At 75.0% G+C, this 21,339-nt stretch carries 16 protein-coding genes; 14 read left to right on the top strand and 2 right to left on the bottom strand.

Annotated elements, in window-relative coordinates:
* Positions 1-50 precede the first annotated feature (50 nt).
* From AB2U05_RS10350 to AB2U05_RS10315, 8 genes are all read left to right on the top strand, one after another.
* The gene (locus AB2U05_RS10350; RefSeq protein ID WP_045698419.1) at positions 51-686 is read left to right on the top strand and encodes a response regulator; all 636 of its coding nucleotides are present in this window, start codon (positions 51-53) and stop codon (positions 684-686) included.
* Positions 687-834: 148 nt separating this feature from the next.
* A complete protein-coding gene (locus AB2U05_RS10345; protein ID WP_045698417.1) occupies positions 835-3,510 on the top strand; it encodes a DNA translocase FtsK in 2,676 nt (891 codons plus the stop codon).
* Positions 3,511-3,806: 296 nt separating this feature from the next.
* On the top strand, positions 3,807-4,670 hold the full coding sequence (locus AB2U05_RS10340; protein ID WP_045698414.1) for a helix-turn-helix domain-containing protein: 864 nt from the start codon (positions 3,807-3,809) through the stop codon (positions 4,668-4,670).
* A gap of 97 nt (positions 4,671-4,767) precedes the next feature.
* Positions 4,768-6,273 (top strand): 30S ribosomal protein S12 methylthiotransferase RimO, encoded by a 1,506-nt coding sequence (gene rimO, locus AB2U05_RS10335; RefSeq protein WP_045698412.1) that lies wholly within the window; start codon positions 4,768-4,770, stop codon positions 6,271-6,273.
* Complete coding sequence (gene pgsA / locus AB2U05_RS10330; protein ID WP_045698410.1) at positions 6,270-6,908, top strand: CDP-diacylglycerol--glycerol-3-phosphate 3-phosphatidyltransferase; 639 nt, start codon at positions 6,270-6,272, stop codon at positions 6,906-6,908. Before rimO ends, pgsA begins: the two co-directional genes overlap by 4 nt.
* A 46-nt stretch (positions 6,909-6,954) precedes the next feature.
* The gene (locus AB2U05_RS10325) at positions 6,955-7,428 is read left to right on the top strand and encodes a CinA family protein (RefSeq protein WP_045698444.1); all 474 of its coding nucleotides are present in this window, start codon (positions 6,955-6,957) and stop codon (positions 7,426-7,428) included.
* 307 nt (positions 7,429-7,735) lie between these two features.
* Entirely contained in the window at positions 7,736-8,104 is a 369-nt protein-coding gene (locus AB2U05_RS10320) for a helix-turn-helix domain-containing protein (RefSeq protein WP_045698408.1), read from the top strand.
* 54 nt (positions 8,105-8,158) lie between these two features.
* Positions 8,159-8,461 (top strand): hypothetical protein, encoded by a 303-nt coding sequence (locus tag AB2U05_RS10315; RefSeq protein WP_369183080.1) that lies wholly within the window; start codon positions 8,159-8,161, stop codon positions 8,459-8,461.
* 87 nt (positions 8,462-8,548) lie between these two features.
* Here the strand turns inward: AB2U05_RS10315 and AB2U05_RS10310 are convergent, their stop codons facing one another.
* Positions 8,549-13,216, bottom strand: a complete 4,668-nt coding sequence (locus AB2U05_RS10310; protein ID WP_369183079.1) for an ATP-dependent helicase — start codon at positions 13,214-13,216, stop codon at positions 8,549-8,551.
* 182 nt (positions 13,217-13,398) lie between these two features.
* On the opposite strand from AB2U05_RS10310, the gene AB2U05_RS10305 reads away from it, so the two are divergent.
* From AB2U05_RS10305 to recX, 6 genes are all read left to right on the top strand, one after another.
* Positions 13,399-14,925 carry a S8 family serine peptidase gene (locus tag AB2U05_RS10305; protein ID WP_369183078.1) on the top strand — a complete coding sequence of 509 codons (1,527 nt, stop codon included), beginning with the start codon at positions 13,399-13,401 and terminating at the stop codon, positions 14,923-14,925.
* A gap of 101 nt (positions 14,926-15,026) precedes the next feature.
* Positions 15,027-15,626, top strand: coding sequence for a GNAT family N-acetyltransferase (locus tag AB2U05_RS10300; RefSeq protein ID WP_369183077.1), 600 nt, complete (start codon positions 15,027-15,029; stop codon positions 15,624-15,626).
* On the top strand, positions 15,623-15,817 hold the full coding sequence (locus tag AB2U05_RS10295; protein WP_045698398.1) for a DUF3046 domain-containing protein: 195 nt from the start codon (positions 15,623-15,625) through the stop codon (positions 15,815-15,817). The genes AB2U05_RS10300 and AB2U05_RS10295 overlap by 4 nt, the downstream gene beginning before the upstream one ends.
* 187 nt (positions 15,818-16,004) lie before the next feature.
* Positions 16,005-17,138, top strand: coding sequence for an AI-2E family transporter (locus AB2U05_RS10290; protein ID WP_369185935.1), 1,134 nt, complete (start codon positions 16,005-16,007; stop codon positions 17,136-17,138).
* 178 nt (positions 17,139-17,316) lie between these two features.
* A complete protein-coding gene (gene recA / locus AB2U05_RS10285) occupies positions 17,317-18,432 on the top strand; it encodes a recombinase RecA (RefSeq protein WP_045698397.1) in 1,116 nt (371 codons plus the stop codon).
* 310 nt (positions 18,433-18,742) lie between these two features.
* Entirely contained in the window at positions 18,743-19,411 is a 669-nt protein-coding gene (gene recX, locus AB2U05_RS10280; RefSeq protein ID WP_045708415.1) for a recombination regulator RecX, read from the top strand.
* 119 nt (positions 19,412-19,530) lie between these two features.
* On the opposite strand, the gene AB2U05_RS10275 is transcribed toward recX, so the two are convergent.
* Entirely contained in the window at positions 19,531-21,243 is a 1,713-nt protein-coding gene (locus AB2U05_RS10275) for an FAD-dependent monooxygenase (RefSeq protein ID WP_045698396.1), read from the bottom strand.
* Positions 21,244-21,339: the final 96 nt, after the last annotated feature.

Genomic DNA, 21,339 nt, shown 5'->3' with positions numbered 1-21,339 from the left:
CGCGGGTGCCCGCACCGGGCGGCAGGCAGGCGACAGGAGGGCGAGCCCCCATGCAGAAGGCGAAGATCCTCCTGGTCGACGACCGGCCGGAGAACCTGCTGGCACTGGAGGCGATCCTCTCCGCGCTGGACCAGACGCTGGTGCGCGCCGCGTCCGGCGAGGAGGCGCTGAAGGCGCTGCTCACCGACGACTTCGCGGTGATCCTGCTGGACGTCCAGATGCCCGGCATGGACGGCTTCGAGACCGCCGCCCACATCAAGCGCCGCGAGCGCACCCGGGACATCCCGATCATCTTCCTGACCGCGATCAACCACGGCCCGCACCACACCTTCCGCGGCTACGCGGCCGGCGCGGTGGACTACATCTCCAAGCCCTTCGACCCGTGGGTGCTGCGCGCCAAGGTCTCCGTCTTCGTCGACCTGTACGCGAAGAACTGCCAGCTGCGGGAGCAGGCCGCGCTGCTGCGGCTCCAGCTGGAGGCGGGCGGCGGGGAGCCGGCCGTGGGCGGGGCGCTGCTGGGCGAGCTGTCCGCGCGGCTGGCGGCGGTGGAGGAGCAGGCGGAGGCGCTGGCCAAGCAGCTGGACGGGGTGGAGGACGCCGGGGTGGCCGCCACCGCGGCGCACCTGGAGCGCAAGCTCGTCGGGCTGCGCCGGGCGCTGGACGCGATGCGCCCCGGCGGCGCGTAGCCAGTCCGTCGGGCGTTCACCCGTCCGGGTGATTCGCTGCTGCCGCCGGGTGAAACGCGGTCAGCGTGACGGTGTGTCTGCGACACGTCCCGGCACCCCGGCTCGGCCGCATGTGCACTGGTCGTCCGCCCCGGTAGGCTGCTGACCCATGGCCACTCGTACGCCCGGAAACGCCGCCCGCAAGCCGAGTCCGGGACCGTCCAAGAAGGCCGCGGCCAAGGCCCCGGGCAAGCCGCCCGCGAAGAAGGCGGCCGCCCGCAGGGCCCCCGCGAAGAAGACGGCGGCCAAGTCCGCCCCGCCGCCGCCCCCGCCGCGCCGGGGGCTGCTGATGGGCGCCCTCAACGCCCTCGCCAGCCCGATCGCGGCGATCTTCCGCGGTTTCGGCGACGGCGCCAAGAACCTCCACCCGGCCCACCGCAAGGACGGGATCGGCCTGCTGCTGTTCGCGCTCGCGCTGGTCGTCGCGGCCGGCACCTGGTTCAGCTCGGAGGGCTGGCTGAACGAGGCGGCCACCGCCGTGGTGTCCGGGCTGTTCGGGCGGCTCGACGTGCTGGTGCCGTTCCTGCTGGCCGGGATCGCGATCCGGCTCTGGCGCCACCCGGAGCTGCCGGAGGCCAACGGCCGGATCGTGATCGGGCTGAGCACGCTGCTGGTCGGCGTCCTCGGCCTGGTCCACATCGGCTGCGGCGCCCCCGGGATGGGCAGCGGCGCCTCCCGGATAAGGGCGGCCGGCGGGATCATCGGCTGGGCCGTGTCCACCCCGATGATGGCCGCCGCGGGTGCGGTGCTGGCCGTGCCGCTGCTCCTGCTGCTGGCCTTCTTCGGCCTGCTGGTGGTCACCGCCACCCCGGTCAACCGGATCGGCGAGCGGCTGCGGGGGGTCGGGATACGGCTCGGCGTGGTCGAGCCCGGGCCCGAGGACGAGCTGCACTGGGGGCGTACGCCGGAGCGCGAGCTGTCCACCGACCCGCCGGAGGACGCCGACCCGGACGCGCTGCCCTACGCGCTGGACACCGAGGGGGACGACCCGGGCGACGAGGTCGCCGCCCGCCGGCGCCGCCGCCGGAGGAAGCCCGCCGACGAGGAGCCGGCCGAGGCCGCCCGGATCTCCCTGGACAAGGAGCCGCTGGACCCGTACGCCACCCGCGACCTCGCCGCCGGCGCGGCCGCCGACCTGGACGGCGCGCTGGTCTACGGCGTGCCCGCCTCCTCGGCCGTGGCCGACATGATGCACCAGGTGCAGGACCGCACCGCCCCGCCGGAGGAGCCCGCCGTCCCGGCCGCCCGCAGCGGCGGCCCCGGCGCGCCCGAGGAGCACGGCCCGGCGCCGGTGCGGATGGAGCAGCTGCAGCTCGGCGAGGGCGTCACCTACGCGCTGCCCTCGCTCGACCTGCTGGAGCGCGGCGGCCCGGCCAAGGCCCGCAGCGCCCTCAACGACGAGGTGGTGGCCCAGCTCACCGGCACCTTCGCCGAGTTCAAGGTGGACGCGAGGGTCACCGGCTTCACCCGCGGCCCGACGGTCACCCGCTACGAGGTCGAGCTCGGCCCGGCCGTCAAGGTCGAGCGGATCACCGCGCTCGCCAAGAACATCGCGTACGCGGTGGCCAGCCCGGACGTGCGGATCATCAGCCCGATCCCGGGCAAGTCCGCGGTCGGCATCGAGATCCCCAACCGGGACCGCGAGATGGTCAACCTCGGCGACCTGCTGCGCTCGCGCACCGCCGCCGAGGACACCCATCCGATGGTCGTCGGCATGGGCAAGGACGTCGAGGGCCACACCGTGATGGCCAACCTCGCCAAGATGCCGCACATCCTGGTCGCCGGCGCGACCGGCGCGGGCAAGTCGTCCTGCATCAACTGCCTGATCACCTCGATCCTCGCCCGGGCCACCCCGGACGAGGTGCGGATGGTCCTGGTCGACCCCAAGCGGGTCGAACTGACCGCCTACGAGGGCATCCCGCACCTGATCACGCCGATCATCACCAACCCCAAGAAGGCCGCCGAGGCCCTCCAGTGGGTCGTGCGCGAGATGGACATGCGCTACGACGACCTCGCGGCGTTCGGGTTCCGGCACGTGGACGACTTCAACGCGGCGGTGCGGGCCGGCAAGGTCACCCCGCCGCTGGGCAGCGAGCGCGAGCTGGCGCCGTACCCGTACCTGCTGGTGATCGTCGACGAGCTGGCCGACCTGATGATGGTCGCGCCGCGCGACGTCGAGGACTCGGTGGTGCGCATCACCCAGCTCGCCCGCGCGGCCGGCATCCACCTGGTGCTGGCCACCCAGCGGCCCTCGGTGGACGTCGTCACCGGTCTGATCAAGGCCAACGTGCCGTCCCGGCTCGCCTTCGCGACCTCCGCGATGGCCGACTCCCGGGTCATCCTCGACCAGCCCGGCGCGGAGAAGCTGATCGGCAAGGGCGACGCGCTGTTCCTGCCGATGGGCGCGAGCAAGCCGATCCGGATGCAGGGCGCGTTCGTCACCGAGGCGGAGATCGCCAAGGTGGTCCAGCACTGCAAGGACCAGCTGACCGCCGTCTACCGGGACGACGTGACGGTCGGCGGCGGGCCGAAGAAGGAGATCGACGAGGAGATCGGCGACGACCTCGACCTGCTGATCCAGGCGGCCGAGCTGGTGGTCTCCACCCAGTTCGGCTCGACCTCGATGCTCCAGCGCAAGCTCCGGGTCGGCTTCGCCAAGGCGGGCCGGCTGATGGACCTGATGGAGTCGCGCGGGATCGTCGGTCCGAGTGAGGGGTCGAAGGCGCGCGACGTGCTGGTGAAGCCGGACGAGCTGGACGGGGTGCTGCTGACCCTGCGGGGCTGACGGGGCGTCGTCCGGAGGGCGGCTCCGGCGCCCCCCGGGGCGTGTCCTCGGGGGGTGTTCACTCGTTCGGAGGGGGGTAGGCGACCTTCGGGGAACCGAACGTCCGGGCACGGCGTCCCAGGGCCGTAACGGCGCATCCCGGGTTCCCCGTACGCCCCGCTGACCGGCCGTCGGCGGGGCCGGCCCTCCGGCCGGAGCGGGCGCGCGCATTCGGGCCTGCTCCGCTTGAGAAACGATCCGCCCACGCCCCTAGACTGTTCCCCAGCAGGTGGCCATCCGCTCGAAAGGCGTGCCCCGTGACCATCGGCAAGTCCCGCGACCACGAGAACGCCCCGTCGTCCGTCCAGCCGACCGACGACGCGGTGCAGGCGGCCGGTGCCCCGAGCATCGGCCGGGTGCTGTCCACCGCCCGGATCGACGCCGGGCTCACGGTGGACCAGGTGAGTTCGGCGACCCGCGTCCGGGTGCCGATCGTCCATGCCATCGAGGAGGACGACTTCGGGCGCTGCGGCGGCGACTTCTACGCCCGCGGGCACATCCGCGCGATCGCCCAGGCGGTCGGCGCGGACGGCGAGGCGCTGGTCGCCCGCTACGACGCGGCGCACGGCGGCTCGCCCGCCTCCAAGCGGCCCACCCAGCTGATCGACAGCGGCCCGATCAAGGTGCCCGGCCGCGGCCGGCCCAACTGGGCCGCGGCGATGGTCGCCGCGATCGTCGCGGTGGTCGCGCTGATCGGCTTCAACCTGGTGAGCGGCAAGGGCGGCCACAGCTCCACCGGCTCCGCCAGCGCGCCGCTGCCCAGCGGCTCCGGCACCGGCTCGGTGGCCCCGGCTCCGGCCTCGCCCGCCGCGCAGCCGCCGGCGCCCGCGCCGAGCGCGGCCGCGATCGCCGCCGTCCCGGCCGACAAGGTCACCGTGAAGCTGGTCGCCCAGGGCACCAGCTGGATCTCGGCGACCGACGGCAACGGCAAGTCGCTGTTCCAGAACAACATCAGCGAGGGCCAGGACCAGACCTTCACCGACGCCAAGCAGATCAAGCTGGTGCTCGGCAACGGCGGGGCCGTGCACGCGTACGTCAACGGCAAGGACCTCGGTCTGCTCGGCAAGGACGGCCAAGTGGTGCACGTCACGTACACCCCCGGCGACCCGCAGGCGGGCTGACCGCAGGGGCCCCCGGGGCCCGGTGATGATCAGGTGATCCGAGGCGCGCGGCCTCCGGGGCGAACGGCACCGGAGGCCGCGCGTTAATCTTGGGCCTATGCCTGAACGCCGCACTGTCGCCCTTGTCACGCTCGGATGCGCCCGCAACGAGGTGGACTCCGAGGAACTCGCCGGGCGACTGGAAGCCGACGGCTGGTTGCTCGTCGACGACGCCGCCGATGCCGACGTCGCCGTGGTCAACACCTGCGGCTTCGTCGAAGCCGCCAAGAAGGACTCCGTGGACGCCCTGCTGGAGGCCAACGACCTCAAGGGTCACGGCCGCACCCAGGCCGTCGTCGCGGTCGGCTGCATGGCCGAGCGGTACGGCAAGGAGCTGGCCGACGCGCTGCCCGAAGCGGACGGCGTGCTCGGCTTCGACGACTACACCAACATCTCCGACCGCCTGCAGACCATCCTCTCCGGCGGCCACCACGCCCCCCACCTGCCGCGCGACCGCCGCAAGCTGCTGCCGATCAGCCCGGCCGAGCGGCAGTCCGCCGCCGAGGCCGTCGCCCTGCCCGGCCACGGCGCCGAGGCCCCGGCCGAGCCGATCGCCGACCTGCCCGAGGGCCTCGCCCCGGCCTCCGGCCCGCGCACCCTGCGCAAGCGGCTGGACGACAACCCGGTCGCCTCCGTCAAGCTCGCCTCCGGCTGCGACCGGCGGTGCTCCTTCTGCGCGATCCCGGCCTTCCGCGGCTCGTTCATCTCCCGCCGCCCCTCCGACGTCCTGAACGAGGCGAAGTGGCTGGCGGAGCAGGGCGTCCGGGAGGTCGTCCTGGTCAGCGAGAACAACACCTCGTACGGCAAGGACCTCGGCGACATCCGGCTGCTGGAGACGCTGCTCGGCGAGATCTCCGCGATCGAGGGCGTCGAGCGGGTCCGGGTCTCCTACCTGCAGCCGGCCGAGATGCGCCCCGGCCTGATCGACGCGATGACCGGCACCGCCGACGTGGTGCCCTACTTCGACCTGTCCTTCCAGCACTCCGCGCCCGCGGTGCTGCGCCGGATGCGCCGCTTCGGCTCCACCGACCAGTTCCTGGAGCTGCTGGGGACCATCCGCGACAAGGCCCCGCAGGCCGGCGCCCGCTCCAACTTCATCGTCGGCTTCCCCGGCGAGACCGAGGAGGACTTCGCCGAGCTGGAACGCTTCGTCACGAACGCCGGGCTGGACGCGATCGGCGTCTTCGGCTACTCGGACGAGGACGGCACCGAGGCGGCGACCTACGACGGCAAGCTGTCCGAGGACGTGATCGCCGAGCGGCTGGACCGGCTGAGCCGGCTCGCCGAGGAGATGACCGCCCAGCGGGCCGAGCAGCGGATCGGCACCGAGGTCGAGGTGCTGATCGAGTCGATCGAGGACGGCGTGGTCGAGGGTCGCGCCGGCCACCAGGCGCCCGAGACGGACGGCCTGACCACCCTCACCGGCGTCGAGGCCCCCGAGATCGGCCAGTTCTGGCGGGCGAAGGTGACGGCCAGCGAGGGCGTCGACCTGATCGCCGAGGCGCTGGAGCAGGTCCGGCTGCCCCGGACGTCCGGGGCCGAGGCTCCGGGAGCCGGGGAATGACCAAGGGGCCCGGCGCCCCGGCCGCGGCCCACCCGGGAAGACCGGCGGCCGCGGTGCCGTCGACCCCGGGGATCTGGAACATCGCCAACGTGCTCACGATGGTCCGGGTGCTGCTGGTGCCGGTCTTCGTGGCACTGCTGTTCGCCGACGGCGGGCACGACCCGAAGTGGCGTTCGGTCGCCTGGGCCTCGTTCGCGATCGCGATGATCACCGATCTGTTCGACGGTGAACTCGCCCGCCGCAAGGGCCTGGTGACCGACTTCGGGAAGATCGCCGACCCGATCGCGGACAAGGCGATCATGGGCTCGGCGCTGATCGGGCTCTCGCTGCTCGGCGACCTGCCCTGGTGGGTCACCGCGGTGATCCTGGCCCGCGAGCTGGGCATCACGCTGATGCGCTTCTGGGTGATCCGCTACGGCGTCATCCCGGCCAGCCGCGGCGGCAAGCTCAAGACGCTCACCCAGGGCACCGCGGTCGGCATGTACGTGCTGGCCCTGACCGGCTGGCTGGCCACCGGGCGGGCCGTGCTGATGGCGCTGGCGGTGCTGCTCACCGTGGGCACCGCGCTGGACTACATCGGGCAGGCGCTGCGCCTGCGCCGCGAGGGCCTGGCCGCGGAGCGCGCGGGCCGGTGAACGGACGGGGGCACGGGTGAACGCGGCGCACGGGGTGGACTTCGAGCTGGCCGAGCGGGTGCACGCGGCGTTGCGCGCCGAGGGCGGCACGCTGGCCGTTGCCGAGTCGCTGACCGGCGGGCTGCTCGCCGCCGCCCTGGTCGACGTCCCCGGGGCGTCCGCGACCTTCCGCGGCTCGGTCACCGCCTACGCGACCGGGCTGAAGGCCTCGGTGCTCGGCGTGGACGAGGGCCTGCTGGACGTGTACGGGCCGGTGCACCCGCTGGTGGCCGGGCAGATGGCCGAGGGCGTGCGCAGACTGCTGGGCGCCGACTACGGGCTCGCGACGACCGGGGTCGCCGGTCCGGAGCCGCAGGACGGACAGCCGGTGGGCACCGTACACCTCGCGGTCGCCGGTCCGGGGGGAACTCTGGTCAGATCGCCCCGACTGTCCGGCGGGCGTGCCACAATCCGTCACGGAGCGGTGACCGCCGCACTGGAGCTGCTGGCCGGCCGGCTCGCACAGCGAGACGCCGGCTGAGAGGAATCTCCACCGAACCGAGATCCGCCGGACCGGTGCTCGGGGGACGGCCCGGCTGGAGGATCGTGTTACATCCGAAGGCCTGGTGGGGCAGAAACCAGGTGGCGAACGAGTTGCGTGATGGTGACCGGGTGGTCGGCGTCGGGTACCACGAGGGGCCCGCGAACCCGGGTAGGACACCGGAACGAAGAGGGGGGCAGCCTTGCAGCCCAGAGTGAACACGACCGGGGTCCCCGCACGCGAAGCGGCCAAGGCGGTACGGTGGGGGCGTGACATCTCGATCCGCAGTCCGAGGAGGGAGGCACCGATGATCCTGCTCCGTCGCCTACTGGGCGATGTACTGCGTCGGCAGCGCCAGCGCCAGGGCCGCACACTCCGCGAGGTGTCGGCGGCCGCCAGGGTTTCGCTCGGATACCTCTCCGAGGTCGAGCGGGGACAGAAGGAGGCCTCCTCGGAGCTGCTCTCCGCCATCTGCGACGCACTCGACGTCCGGATGTCCGAGGTCATGCGCGAGGTCAGCGACGAACTGTCGCTCGCCGAACTTGCGGCGATGGCCACCCTCTCGGAAGGTGATCTGCTGAGGCCGGTACTCGAACCGGTTCCGCTTCCCGCCCCCGGCACCGACCGGGCGACCATGTCGCCCAAGGCTGCCGCGATGGACGTGGTCGCCGCCTGATCCGGCCTCGCCAGTCCGGGCTCCCGATGCCCGGGGCGAGCGGAGGAGGCGGTCGTGCGGAGAACCGCGACGGTGCGCACGGTGGCCCGAATACGGCTGCGGACGCGGCGATCGGTGCCGTGGACGGCCGGTCGGGTCCTGGTGGTCCTGGTGGTCCTGTCCGCCGGGCTCGGCTGGTGGCTCTCGGCCGTCCGGAGCGGACTGGTCGACGGCGCGGTGCTCGGACTGCTCGCGGCCGGCGGCTGGGGGCTCGGGCTGATCCCCGTCCACGCCGACCGGAACGCCACCGGGCCGGCCCGCCGCCCGCGCGCGGAGAGTGCCGCCCCGGTGGAGGCGCAGCCGTCACCGATCGAGTGAAACAGCCGAACGGACCTGGCCGGAGGCCGCGGGGTCGACGACCCCGCGGCCTCCGGCGTTTCCTCGGCCCGGGTGGCCCCGGTGGCCCTACGGCCGTAGCCGCAGGCCGCGCGGGGTGGGGTGGAAGCCGGCCTCCTCCAGGGCCGCGCCCAGGGCCGAGCCGAGGGCCGGCTCGCCGTTGGCCCGCTCGACGGTGACGGTGCCGAGCGCGCCCTCCCGGGCGGCGGCCGCGAGGGCGCCCGCCGCGAGGGCCAGCGTCGGCCCGTCCTCCGGCCAGGCCAGCAGGGACTTGCCGCCGCGCTCGACGTACAGCGCCAACTCGCCGTCCACCAGCACCACCAGGGCGCCGGCCTTGCGGCCCGGCCGGTGCGCCTTGGACTCCTTCGCCCCCGGGGCGGCCGGCGGCTCGGGCCAGGGCAGCGCGGCGCCGTAGGCGTTCGCCGGGTCGGCGGCGGCCAGCACCAGCGGCTGGGCCGGCTCGGCGGCCGGGGCGGTCGGCCACTCGACGGCCCGGGCCCGCTCCAGCCGGCCGTTGACCGAGCGCAGCCGGTCGGCCGCGCCCTCCATGGCGAACTGGGCGCCGCCCAGGCCCTCGACGAAATAGCCCCGGCGGGCCCGGCCGCGTTCCTCCATCGCGGCGAGCACCCGGTAGACCCCGGCGAAGCCGCCGGGCACCCGCTCGGCCGCCACCGTGCCCCGGGTGAGCAGGCCGTGCCGGTCCAGCAGGCTCTGCGCCTGGGCGGTGGCCCGCACCGTCGGGTCGGCGGCGAGGGCGGGCAACAGCGACCAGCGGCCGGCCGCCGTGGGCGGGCCGCCGCGCAGGGCGCCGGCCGCCCGGCCGAAGGGGCGGCCGGCGCCGCCGTAGCGGCCGCGCGGGGTGGCTCGGGGCGCCCGGTGGGCGGTGGCGCCCGCCGTCCGGCCGGAGCCGAGCAGGGCGCGCAGCGGGGCGAGGGTGTCGTTGGTGACGTAGCCGGCCCAGACCAGGTCCCACAGGGCCTCGACGGCCTCCGGCTCGGGGGTCTCCGGCGGCAGCTGCTGGACGAGTTGGCGGAAGAACAGGCCGTAGCCGCCGGCCAGTGCCTGCAGCAGGGCGCTGTGCACCGGGGTGAGCGCGGGCGGGACGGGCTCGGGGCGCAGCAGGTGGGCGTTCTCGGCCAGGTGCAGGCTCAGCCAGCCGTCCTTGCCGGGCAGTGCGCCGGCACCGGACCAGCCGATCTCGCCGGCCGCCGTCAGTTCGTCCAGCAGGGCGGGGAAGTAGTCGGCGACCCGGGCCGGGAGGATCAGCTTCTCCAGGGCGGAGGCGGGCAGCGCGGTGCCCTGGAGCTGTTCGACCGCGCGGAGCAGGCCGTCCGGGCCGCGCAGCCGGTGGCCGGCCAGGTGCTGCCACTGCGGGAGGAAGGCGGCAAGGGCGCGCGGCGGGACGGGCTCGACCTCCTGGCGCAGGGCGGCCAGCGAGCGGCGGCGCAGGCGGCGCAGCACCTCGGCGTCGCACCACTCGGGGGCGAGGTGGCTGTCGGCCGGTCGGAACTGGCCCTGGACCAGGCGGCCGGCGGCGGTCAGGCGGTGCAGGGTGCCGGTGACGACGGCGGTGCCCAGGCCGTAGCGGGCGCCGGCCTCGGCGGCGGTGAACGGGCCGTGGGTGCGGGCGTGGCGGGCCAGCAGGTCGCCCAGCGGGTCCTTGACCGGCTCGGTGAAGGCTTCGGGGACGCCGACCGGCAGCGGGGTGCCGAGCGCGTCGCGCAGCCGTCCGGCGTCCTCGATCGCGGCCCAGCGCTGCTCGCCGGCGATCCGGACCTGGATCACCCGGCGGGCGGCCTCCAGCTCCAGCGCCCAGAGCGGTTCGGCACCGCGGGCGGTCAACTCGGCCTCGGTGAGCGGGCCGAGCAGGCGCAGCGCGTCGGCGACGCCCTCGGCGTCCTTGATCCGGCGCTCGGGGGTGAGGCGCTGGAGCTCGGCCTCCAGCTCGGCGAGCACCCCGGGGTCGAGCAGTTCGCTCAGTTCGGCCTGGCCGAGGAGTTCGGAGAGCAGCCGGGAGTCGAGCGAGAGGGCGGCGGCGCGGCGCTCGGCGAGCGGGGAGTCGCCCTCGTAGAGGAACTGGGCGACGTAGCCGAAGAGCAGCGAGCGGGCGAAGGGGGACGGCTCGGGGGTGGTGACCTCGACCAGGCGGACGGCGCGGGATTCGAGGTCCCCCATCAGCTCGACCAGGCCGGGGACGTCGAAGACGTCCTGCAGGCACTCGCGGACGGCTTCCAGGACGATCGGGAACGAGCCGTACTCGGAGGCGACTTCGAGGAGTTGGGCGGCGCGCTGGCGCTGCTGCCAGAGCGGGGTGCGGCGGCCGGGGCTGCGGCGGGGGAGCAGCAGGGCGCGGCCGGCGCACTCGCGGAAGCGGGAGGCGAACAGGGCGGAGCCGCCGACCTGGTCGGTGACCAGCTGCTCGATCTCGGTGGCGTCGAAGAGGGCGGCGTCGGCGCCGACCGGGGCTTCGTCGGTGGTCGTCGACTCAGAAGGGAAGTCAAGGAGGTCCGCGTCGGGTAGGCGGAGCACGATGCCGTCGTCGGCGTGCATGACCTGCGGGTCCAGGCCGTGCTTCTCGCGCAGCCGGGCGCCGAGGGCGAGGGCCCACGGGGCGTGCACCTGGGCGCCGAAGGGGGAGTGGATGACGATCCGCCAGTCGCCGAGCTCGTCCCGGAAGCGCTCGACCACGATGGTGCGGTCGTCCGGGAGGTGGCCGCAGGCGGCGCGCTGCTCGGCCAGGTAGTCGAGCAGGTTGGCGGCGGCCCAGTCGTCCAGGCCGGCCTGCTTGAGGCGGTCGGTGGCCTCCTGGGGCTTCAGCGCGCCCAGTTCGCGGGTGAACGCGCCGAGGGCGCGGCCGAGTTCGAGCGGGCGGCCGAGGGCGTCGCCCTTCCAGAACGGGAGTCGGCCGGGGACGCCGGGGGCGGGGGTGACCAGCACCTTGTCGTGGGTGATCTCCTCGATCCGCCAGGAGGTGGTGCCGAGGGTGAAGACGTCGCCGACGCGGGACTCGTAGACCATCTCCTCGTCGAGTTCGCCGACCCGGCCGCCGCCCTTCTTCGGGTCGGCGCCGGCGATGAAGACGCCGAACAGGCCGCGGTCGGGGATGGTGCCGCCGGAGGTGACGGCGAGGCGCTGGGCGCCGGGGCGGCCGGTGACGGTGCCGGCCACCCGGTCCCAGACCAGGCGGGGGCGCAGCTCGGCGAAGGCGTCCGAGGGGTAGCGGCCGGCCAGCATGTCGAGCACGGCGTCGAAGGCGGACTGCGGGAGGGTGGCGAACGGCGCGGCGCGGCGGACCACGGCGAGCAGGTCGTCCACCGGCCAGGCGTCCAGGGCGGTCATCGCGACCAGTTGCTGGGCCAGCACGTCCAGCGGGTTGCGCGGGATGCGCAGCGCCTCGATCCGGCCGGCCCGCATCCGCTCGGTGACCACGGCGGACTGCACGAGGTCGCCGCGGTACTTGGGGAAGAACACGCCGGTGGAGACGGCGCCGACCTGGTGGCCGGCCCGGCCGACCCGCTGCAGGCCGGAGGCGACCGAGGGCGGGGACTCGACCTGGACGACGAGCTCGACGGCCCCCATGTCGATGCCCAGCTCCAGGCTGGAGGTGGCGACCACGGCGGGCAGCCGGCCGGCCTTCAACTCCTCTTCGACGAGCGAGCGTTGCTCCTTGGAGACGGAGCCGTGGTGGGCCCGGGCGATGACCGCCGGAGCGCCCTTGGCGGCGCCGGAGCCGCCCATCAGCTCGGCGGGGGCGTGCGCCTCGGGGACGGCGGTGCCGGTGGCGCGCTCGTACGCGATCTCGTTCAGCCGGTTGCACAGCCGCTCGGCGAGGCGGCGGGAGTTGGCGAAGACGATGGTCGAGCGGTGCGCCTCGACCAGGTCGACGATCCGCTCCTCGACGTGCGGCCAGATCGACGCTTGGCGCTGCGGGTCGGAGCCGGCGGCGCCGCCGGTGGCCGGGGCGGCGGGCAGGTCGTCCAGGTCGGGGACGGGGACGACCACCGAGAGGTCGAACTCCTTGGCGGCGGGCGGCTGGACGACGACGGCGCCGCGCCGGGGGCTCAGGAAGCGGGCCACCTCCTCGACGGGCCGTACGGTCGCGGACAGGCCGATCCGGCGGGCGGGGCGGTCCAGCAGTTCGTCCAGGCGCTCCAGGCTGAGGGCGAGGTGGGCGCCGCGCTTGGTGCCGGCGACGGCGTGCACCTCGTCCAGGATCACCGTGTCGATGCCGCGCAGCGCCTCCCGGGAGGCGGAGGTGAGCAGCAGGAAGAGCGACTCGGGGGTGGTGATCAGGATGTCCGGCGGGTGGGTGGCGAAGCGGCGGCGGTCGGCGGCCGGGGTGTCGCCGGAGCGGATCGCGACCTGGACCTCGGGCTCGGGCAGGCCGAGCCGGACGGCGGCCTGGCGCAGGCCGGTCAGCGGGGCGCGCAGGTTCCGTTCGACGTCCACCGCGAGGGCCTTCAGCGGGGAGACGTAGAGCACCCGGCAGCGGCGCTTGGGCTCGGCCGGGGGCGGGGTGCTGCTGAGCCGGTCGAGGGCGGAGAGGAAGGCGGCGAGGGTCTTGCCGGAGCCGGTGGGGGCGACGACCAGGACGTCGGTGTCCTGCCGGATGGCGCGCCAGGCCTCGGACTGGGCGGTGGTGGGGGCGGTGAAGGCACCCGTGAACCAGGCCCGGGTGGCCGGGGCGAAGCCGGTCAGCGGGTCGTCGGCGGGCGGGGTGGGGTGCTCGGGCGCCATGCCCCCATGGTGCCGGGTGGGACTGACAAGCGGGCGGGCGCCGGCCGGCGGGTGCGGGGCGGCGGGTGCGGGGCGGTGTAACCGGGGGAGCAAGAATGACAATCCGCTCATATGGTGATGATTCGGACGCGTGATCAATTCGTGGCCGCGACCCCACCGGACCGACGAGCGGAGACCGTGCGATGGCGCAGGCGCACCCGTCCGGCAGCCCCGCCCGGGCCGCCCGCCGCCGCGTCCGCGGGCCCGCCCGCGCCCTGCTCGCGATGCTGCTCACCGCCCTCGTGGCGGGCGGCGCCGTGCCCTACGTCTCCGGGCCCGGACGGGCGTACCTCAGCTTCCTGGTGCTCGCCGAGCAGGTGGACGCGACCGGCGCCGCCCGGGCCGGGGCGGAGAGCCGCGCGGCGGGCGGGCAGGTCGTCCAGGAGTACCCGCAGATCGGGGCCGTCCTGGCGTACGCCACCGGCGACTTCGCCGACCGGGTGCGGGCCCGCCCCGGCATCGCGGCGGTCGGCGCCACCCGGACGGCGCCCGTGGTCGGCCCGCCGCGCGGGGTCGCCGGCACCGGGGACTTCGCCGCCGGCACCACCCGGGCCGGCGGACCGGGCAGCGCCGACCGCAGGGACGACGGCGGGACGCCCACCGTGCCCGACCCCGCCGAGGGCGACGCCTGGAACCTCGCCATGCTCGGCGTCGCCACCGCCCGGACCGGCGACGCCTCCGCCCCGCCCGGCGTCGGCACCCCGCCGAACCCGGAGGCCCTGCGCAAGGTGCTCGTCGCGGTGCTCGACTCCGGCGTCGACGACACCCACCCGGACCTGCGCGCCGCCGTCGACCCCAAGGCCTCCGCCTCCTGCGCGGACGGCCGCCCCGACGCCCGGGTGGGCGCCTGGCGGCCCGACCCGGGCGTCGGCGAGAGCGGCCACGGCACCCACGTCGCCGGGATCGTCGGCGCCGCGCGGGACGGGCAGGGCGTCACCGGGGTCGCTCCCGGCGTGCGGATCGCCGCCGTCCGGCTGCTCGGACCGCTCGGCCAGTACTACGCCGAGAACATCGTCTGCGGCATGCTCTGGGCCGCCGACCACGGCGCCCGCGCGATCAACAACAGCTACTTCGCCGACCCGTGGAAGTACAACTGCCCCGAGGACCGCGACCAGGCCGCGCTGATCGCCGCGGTCGGCCGGGCCGCCGACTACGCCCGGCGCAAGGGCGCCGTGGTGGTCGCCTCCGCCGGGAACGACGGGCAGGACCTCGGCGCCGCCCGCACCGACGAACGCAGCCCCAACGACCGGGTCTCCGGCCCGCCCCGCACCCGCTACCTGGGCACCGAGTGCGTCCGGCTGCCCGGCGAACTGCCCGCGGTGCTCACCGTCACCGCCGTCAACCGGGACGGCCACCCGTCCTCCTACTCCAACTACGGTCGCGGCCACGTCTCGCTCGCCGCCCCCGGGGGCGACCCGGACGGCGGACCCCGGGGGGCGATCGTCTCCGACTGGCCCGGCGGGCAGTACGCCGCGCTGGCCGGCACCTCGATGGCCGCGGCGCACGTCACCGGCGCGGTCGCGGTCGCCGCCGCGCTGCACCCCGACTACGACGCCGACCGGCTCGCCGCGCTGCTCGCCACCACCGCGGCGGCCGCCTGCCCGCCCGGGCCGTACGCGTGCGGGGACCGGCAGTACTTCGGCGCGGGGCTGCTCGCCCTGCCCCGGTGAGGCGCGGAGGGCGGCGGGGCGCCTGAGGCGGTGGGGCGCGCGGGTGGTGTGTGTCCGGAAAAGCGGGTGACGGGGGTCGGCGCGGGCGCGAGGATCGGAGGATGACCGTCTTCCTGACGACCGAGCGGCTGGTGCTGCGCCGCTTCACCCCGGCCGACGTGGATCATCTGGTCGAGCTGGACGGCGATCCGGAGGTGATGCGCCACCTCACCGGCGGGCTCCCGAGCACCCGGGACTGGGTCGAGCGGACCCTGCTGCCGCTCTACCTCGCGCACTACGAGCGCTACGGCGACCTCGGCTGGTGGGCCGCCGAGGAGCGGACGGGCGGGGCGTTCCTCGGCTGGTTCGAGTTCCGGCCGACCGAGGAGGGCGAGCGCGCGGAGGTCGAGCTCGGCTACCGGCTGCGCCGGGCCGCCTGGGGGCGCGGGTACGCCACCGAGGGCGCGCGGGCGCTGCTGCGCCGCGGCTTCACCGAGCTGGGGGTGGAGCGGGTGGTGGCCTGCACCATGGCGGTGAACCGCGGCTCGCGGCGGGTGCTGGAGAAGAGCGGGCTCTCGTACGTCCGCACCTTCCACGAGGACCACCCGGAGGCGATCCCCGGCAGCGAGCACGGCGAGGTCGAGTACGCGCTGACCGCCGAGCGGTGGCGGGCGAGGGAGGCCCGGGAGGCCCGGGGCCGGTCCGGGATACTGGAGGCATGAGGCTGACCGAGTTCTGGCGACGGATGTACGCGCACTTCGGCGAGGCGTACGCGGAGTCCTTCGCGTCCGACCACGTGATGAGCGAGCTCGGCGGGCGGACGGTGCGTCAGGCGCTGGAGGCGGGCTGGGAGGCCAAGGACGTCTGGCGGGTGGTCTGCGACACCCAGGGGGTCTCCGGGCGGCTGCGCTGAACCGACCGCGGCCGGCCCGATGGGCCAGACTGTTCGGGTGACGAGCAGTGCGGAGCAGCAGGGTACGGACGCGCCGGTGCGGGCCGCCGACGAGCGCGGTGGGCGGCCGGCGGAGGCCGGCGGGGCGCGGGACGACGGGTCGCGGGGAATCGGGGCGCGGGGAATCGAGGCGTGGACCGCGGGCGGGATGCCGCGCTGGCTGCCCCGGGCGATGCTGCTGGCCCTGCTGTTCGTCGGGCTCTTCCAGCTCGCCAGCTGGGCCTTCCTCCAGCTGACCGACCTGTTCGTGATGCTGCTGGTGGCCTTCTTCCTCTCGCTCGCGCTGGAGCCCGCCGTCGACCGGCTGGCCGCGCGGGGGGTGCGCCGCGGGGTCGGCACCTTCCTGGTGTTCCTCGCGGTCGGGATCGCGGTGGTGGGGTTCGTCGCCGCGCTCGGGACGCTGCTGGTCGACCAGGTGGCGAAGATCGCCAAGGACCTGCCGCACCTGGTCGACAACGTGATCCTCTGGGTCAACCGGACCTTCCACCAGGACCTCTCGCTGGGCCAGCTGCAGCAGAAGGTGCTCAAGGACTCCGGCGCGATCGAGGGCTACGCCCAGCAGGCCGCCGACAACGTGTGGGGCCTGTCCTCGACCGTGATCGGCGGGCTCTTCCAGACCTTCACGGTCGGGCTGTTCACCTTCTACTTCACCGCCGAGGGCCCGCGGGTGCGCCGGACGGTCTGCTCGCTGCTGCCGCCCGCCAAGCAGGGCGAGGTGCTGCGGGCCTGGGAGATCGCGCTGGCCAAGACCGGCGGCTACCTCTACTCGCGGGCGGTGCTGGCGCTGGTGTCGGCGGCCGGGCACTGGGTGATGTTCGCGCTGATCGACCTGCCGTACGCGGTGGCGCTGGCGGTCTGGGTCGGCGTCATGTCGCAGTTCGTGCCGACCATCGGGACGTATCTGGCCGGGGCGCTGCCCGTGCTGGTCGCGCTCACCGTGCAGCCGGTGGACGGGCTGTGGGTGCTGGCGTTCACGGTGGTCTACCAGCAGGTCGAGAACTACGTCCTGCACCCGAGGATCACCGCGCGGACGATGGACGTGCACGCCGCGGTCGCGTTCGGCGCGGTGATCGCGGGCGCGGCGCTGCTCGGCGCGGTGGGCGCGCTGATCGCCATCCCGGTGGCGGCCACCCTGCAGGGCTTCGTCGGGACGTACGTGCGGCGCTACGAGGTGGCCGTCGACCCGCGGATCGACCGGGGCGAGCAGCGGCGGGCCCGGCGGGCGCTGCGCCGGGAGGCGACCCGGCGGCTGCGGCGGATGGTCGGGGGCGACGGGGACTGAACCCGTTCGGACGCGGTGCACGCGTCCGAACGTGCGACGCTTGAATCGAACATATGTTCTTTGTACTCTCCGGCGAGGAGTTTTCCACAGGACGAGCCCGGTCGGGCTCGTTTGTCAGTGGGACGCGCTAGCGTCGAGGACGATGAAGCGCACAGCACAGAACCCGAGGGAAAAAGCCATGGCAGGTACGGACCGCGAGAAGGCCCTGGAGACAGCTCTCGCCCAGATCGAGCGGCAGTTCGGCAAGGGCTCGGTGATGCGCCTCGGCGAGAAGGCCAACGAGCCGGTCGAGGTGATCTCCACCGGCTCCACCGCCCTGGACGTCGCCCTCGGGGTCGGCGGCATCCCGCGCGGCCGCGTGGTCGAGATCTACGGCCCCGAGTCCTCCGGTAAGACCACCCTGACCCTGCACCTGGCCGCCAACGCCCAGAAGGCCGGCGGCACGGTCGCCTTCGTCGACGCGGAGCACGCGCTCGACCCGGAGTACGCCAAGAAGCTCGGCGTGGACACCGACGCCCTGCTGGTCAGCCAGCCGGACACCGGTGAGCAGGCCCTGGAGATCACCGACATGCTGATCCGCTCCGGCGCGATCGACCTGGTGATCATCGACTCGGTCGCGGCGCTCGTCCCGCGCGCCGAGATCGAGGGCGAGATGGGCGACTCGCACGTCGGTCTGCAGGCCCGCCTGATGAGCCAGGCGCTGCGCAAGATCGCCGGTGCGCTGAACCAGTCGAACACCACCGCGATCTTCATCAACCAGCTGCGCGAGAAGATCGGCGTGATGTTCGGTTCGCCGGAGACCACGACCGGTGGCCGGGCGCTGAAGTTCTACGCCTCGGTCCGGCTCGACATCCGCCGCATCGAGACCCTGAAGGACGGCACCGAGGCGGTCGGCAACCGCACCCGCGTCAAGGTGGTCAAGAACAAGGTCGCCGCGCCGTTCAAGCAGGCCGAGTTCGACATCCTCTACGGCGTCGGCATCAGCCGCGAGGGCGGCCTGATCGACATGGGCGTCGAGCACGGCTTCATCCGCAAGTCGGGCGCCTGGTACACCTACGAGGGCGACCAGCTCGGCCAGGGCAAGGAGAACGCCCGCAACTTCCTGAAGGACAACCCGCAGCTCGCCGACGAGATCGAGCGGAAGATCAAGGGCAAGCTCGGCATCGGCCCGAAGGTGGAGGAGCCGGCCGAGGGTGCGGCCGACGCCGCCGCCGCGGACGGCGCCGCGAAGCCGATCACCGCGACCGCCGCCAAGACGGCCGCGGCGAAGAAGACGGCGGCTGCCAAGGCCTGAGCCGTTGACGCAGCACGACACGGTGGGCGGCGGCCCCGAGGACGACGACTACGGCCCGCCGGACTGGTTCGCCGCGGTGGCGGAGGAGCCTGCTCCGGAGCCGGAGCCCTCGTCGCCCCGCGCGGGGCGACGGCGCCGCCCGTCCACCGCAGCGAGGGCATCCGGCCCCGAGCCGGAGTTCGACCGGGCACCGGTCCGGGCGCGGCGCGGCGCGGCGCCCGGACCGGGCCCGGCGGAGGTCCGGGCCGAGGCACTCGGCCTGGTCTCCGCCTCCGAGCTGCCCACCGGCCGACGCCGCCGCCGCTCGGCGGTGGCGGCCGAGGAGGACGACGCGCGGCCGCCGTCCGAGGACGGCGGGTGGCGCGAGGCCGAAGCGGCCGGTCACGGGGGTGTGGCCGCCTCGGCCCCGCGCACGCGGTCGCGCGGGCGGGGCGCGAAGGAGAGCAACGAGAGCGGGGACGGGGGCTCCGGCGCGCGTCGGCGGGCGGAGGAGCCGGCCGATCCGGAGAGCCGCGCCCGGGACATCTGCCTGCGGCTGCTGACCGGCGCCGCCAAGACGCGCAAGCAGCTCGCCGACGCCCTGCGCAAGCGGGAGATCCCGGAGAACGTCGCGGACGGGGTGCTGACCAGGCTCGAAGAGGTCGGGCTGATCGACGACGCCGCCTTCGCCGAGGCCTGGGTGGAGTCCCGGCACGCCGTCCGGGGCCTGTCCCGGCGGGCGCTGGCGCAGGAGCTGCGCACCAAGGGCGTGGACGCCGAGCTGGTCGAGCGGGCCGTCGCCCACCTCGACTACGACGACGAGACGGAGGCCGCCCGGGCCCTGGTCGAGCGCAAGCTGCGAGCCACCCGCGGGCTGGACCAGCAGACCCGGATGCGGCGGCTGGTCGGGATGCTGGCCCGGCGCGGCTACTCGGAGGGCCTGGCCTTCCGGGTGGTGCGGGCCGCGCTGGAGGACGAGGCGGCGGACGGCTCCGCGTAGCGGCCGGGGCGTGCGGTGCGCCGGAGGGCCCGGGCGGACAGGACCTCGCCGGGACTCCACGGCCGATCGTGCGCGGCGTGCTGCCGGCGGGCGGCCGCCGGCGGTCCGGCGGCCGTGCGTCAGCCGGTGGGTTCGACCTGCTGGTGGGGGGCGGGCTCCGGTTCGGGGGCGCCGGCGAGGGGGACCGGGCCGCCGCGGGCACGGTCGGCGAGGGCCAGCAGGTCCTCGGCGGCGGCGCCCTGGGTGACGCCGACCAGGTGCCCGTCCGGCCGGATCAGCAGCACGGTGTGCGGCCCGGCCTCCGGGTACTCCTCGGTGACCAGCACCTCGGCCGGCACCGGCAGCGCGGCGGCGACCTCGGCGAGCCGGGGCATCAGCCCGGCGCCGAGCCAGTGTTCGGCGGACCAGACGGCCGTGCCGGGGGCGACCAGCAGCAGCAGGAAGGTGGCGCCGAGCCGGGCGTGCAGGTGGTCCGGGGTGCCGTCGGCGGCGAGCACCGGCAGGTCGGGGACGAGCACGCCGGGCGCGGTGGCGGGCAGCAGTTCGCTGAGCGAGGTGGTGCCGCGCGCGCCGCGCTGCACCGGGACGCGGGTGGGGACGCCGGAGGGGGCCGCCGGGTAGGCGGGCGCACCGCCGAAGCGGCCGGTGCCGAGCTGGCCGTCGGCGAGCAGCGGGGCGTGCTTGCGGAAGCCGCCGACGAGCAGCGAGCGCCGGGTCTGCTGCCAGCCGCGCAGCGGGCGCAGCAGCGGCATGGACTGGTCGACGGCGCGCAGCCGGGCGCCGACCGCGCCGCGCCGCTCGGCCTCGTAGCCGTCCAGCAGCGAGCCGCCGGGCTGGGGGCCGCCGCTGTGAAGGTGCCAGGCGAGGGAGAGCCGCCAGGCGAGGTTGTCGGCGTCGCGCAGCCCGTCCGTGAGGTTCTGCATGCCGAGCGCGCCGTGCAGGTGGGCGGCGTCGCCGGCGAGGAAGCAGCGGCCGACCCGGAAGCGGGCGGCGAGGCGCTGCTGGGCGGTGTGGTCGGCGGCGGCGAGCAGTTCGTAGCGGGGCAGTTCGCCGCACCAGCCGGTGAGGGTGGCGGTGACCCGGGTGAGCAGGGTGTCGCCGGTGACGATGCCGGGCCAGGTGGCGTGCGGGTCGACCGGTTCGGTGGGGGCGGGCCGGCCGGGGGGCAGCCGCCAGTCGAGCCGCCAGACGCCGTCCGGCAGCGGCCGGGCGGAGGCTTCGCGGTCGCCGCGCCACGGCGGTTCGCGGTGCAGCCGGGCGCCGTCGAAGGGCAGGTCGACGCGGACGGTGGCGATGGCGTTGCGGTCGACGGCCGGGCGGCCGGGGAAGCGGACCTTCAGCAGTTTGCGGACGGTGGATCTGGCGCCGTCGCAGCCGACCAGGTGGCTGCCGCGCCACCAGGTGGTCGAGCCGTCCTGGGTGCCGGTGGTGCGGACGCTGACGCCGTCGCGGTCCTGTTCGAGTTCGACGACCCGGTGGAGCGGGACGAGTTTGATCAGCGGGGTGCCGGTGAGCGCGTCGCGCAGGCCGCGCTGGAGGCGGTGCTGGGGCAGGTGGAAGGTGGGGGAGTCGGCGAGGTCGATCCGCAGCACTTCCTGGCGCCGCCGCCAGAGCGAGAAGGAGTCCCAGAGGGCGGAGTCGGAGACGGCCCGCGGGTAGCCGATCCGGGTCAGGAAGGCGGTGGTGTCGGCGCCGAGGACGACGCTGCGCGGGCCCTCGGGGCAGAGGCCGGAGCCCTCGTCCAGGATGACGGTCGGCACCTCGTGCCGGGCGAGTGCGAGGGCCAGGGCCAGACCGACCGGTCCGGCCCCGACCACGATCACCGGGTCCATGAGAGGACCTCCGGGCACGAACCGGCCGATCGGCCGGCGTCAGTTACCGCTGCCGCATATGCCGCGTGGATGCTCCCGGGAGGTGTCACGAACAGC

Source organism: Streptomyces sp. Y1 (genome assembly GCF_041053115.1).
GTDB classification, from domain to species: Bacteria; Actinomycetota; Actinomycetes; order Streptomycetales; family Streptomycetaceae; genus Kitasatospora; species Kitasatospora rubellomurina.
Note: the sequence above shows the minus strand (reverse complement) of the source record. Positions and strands in the feature narration are given on the sequence as shown.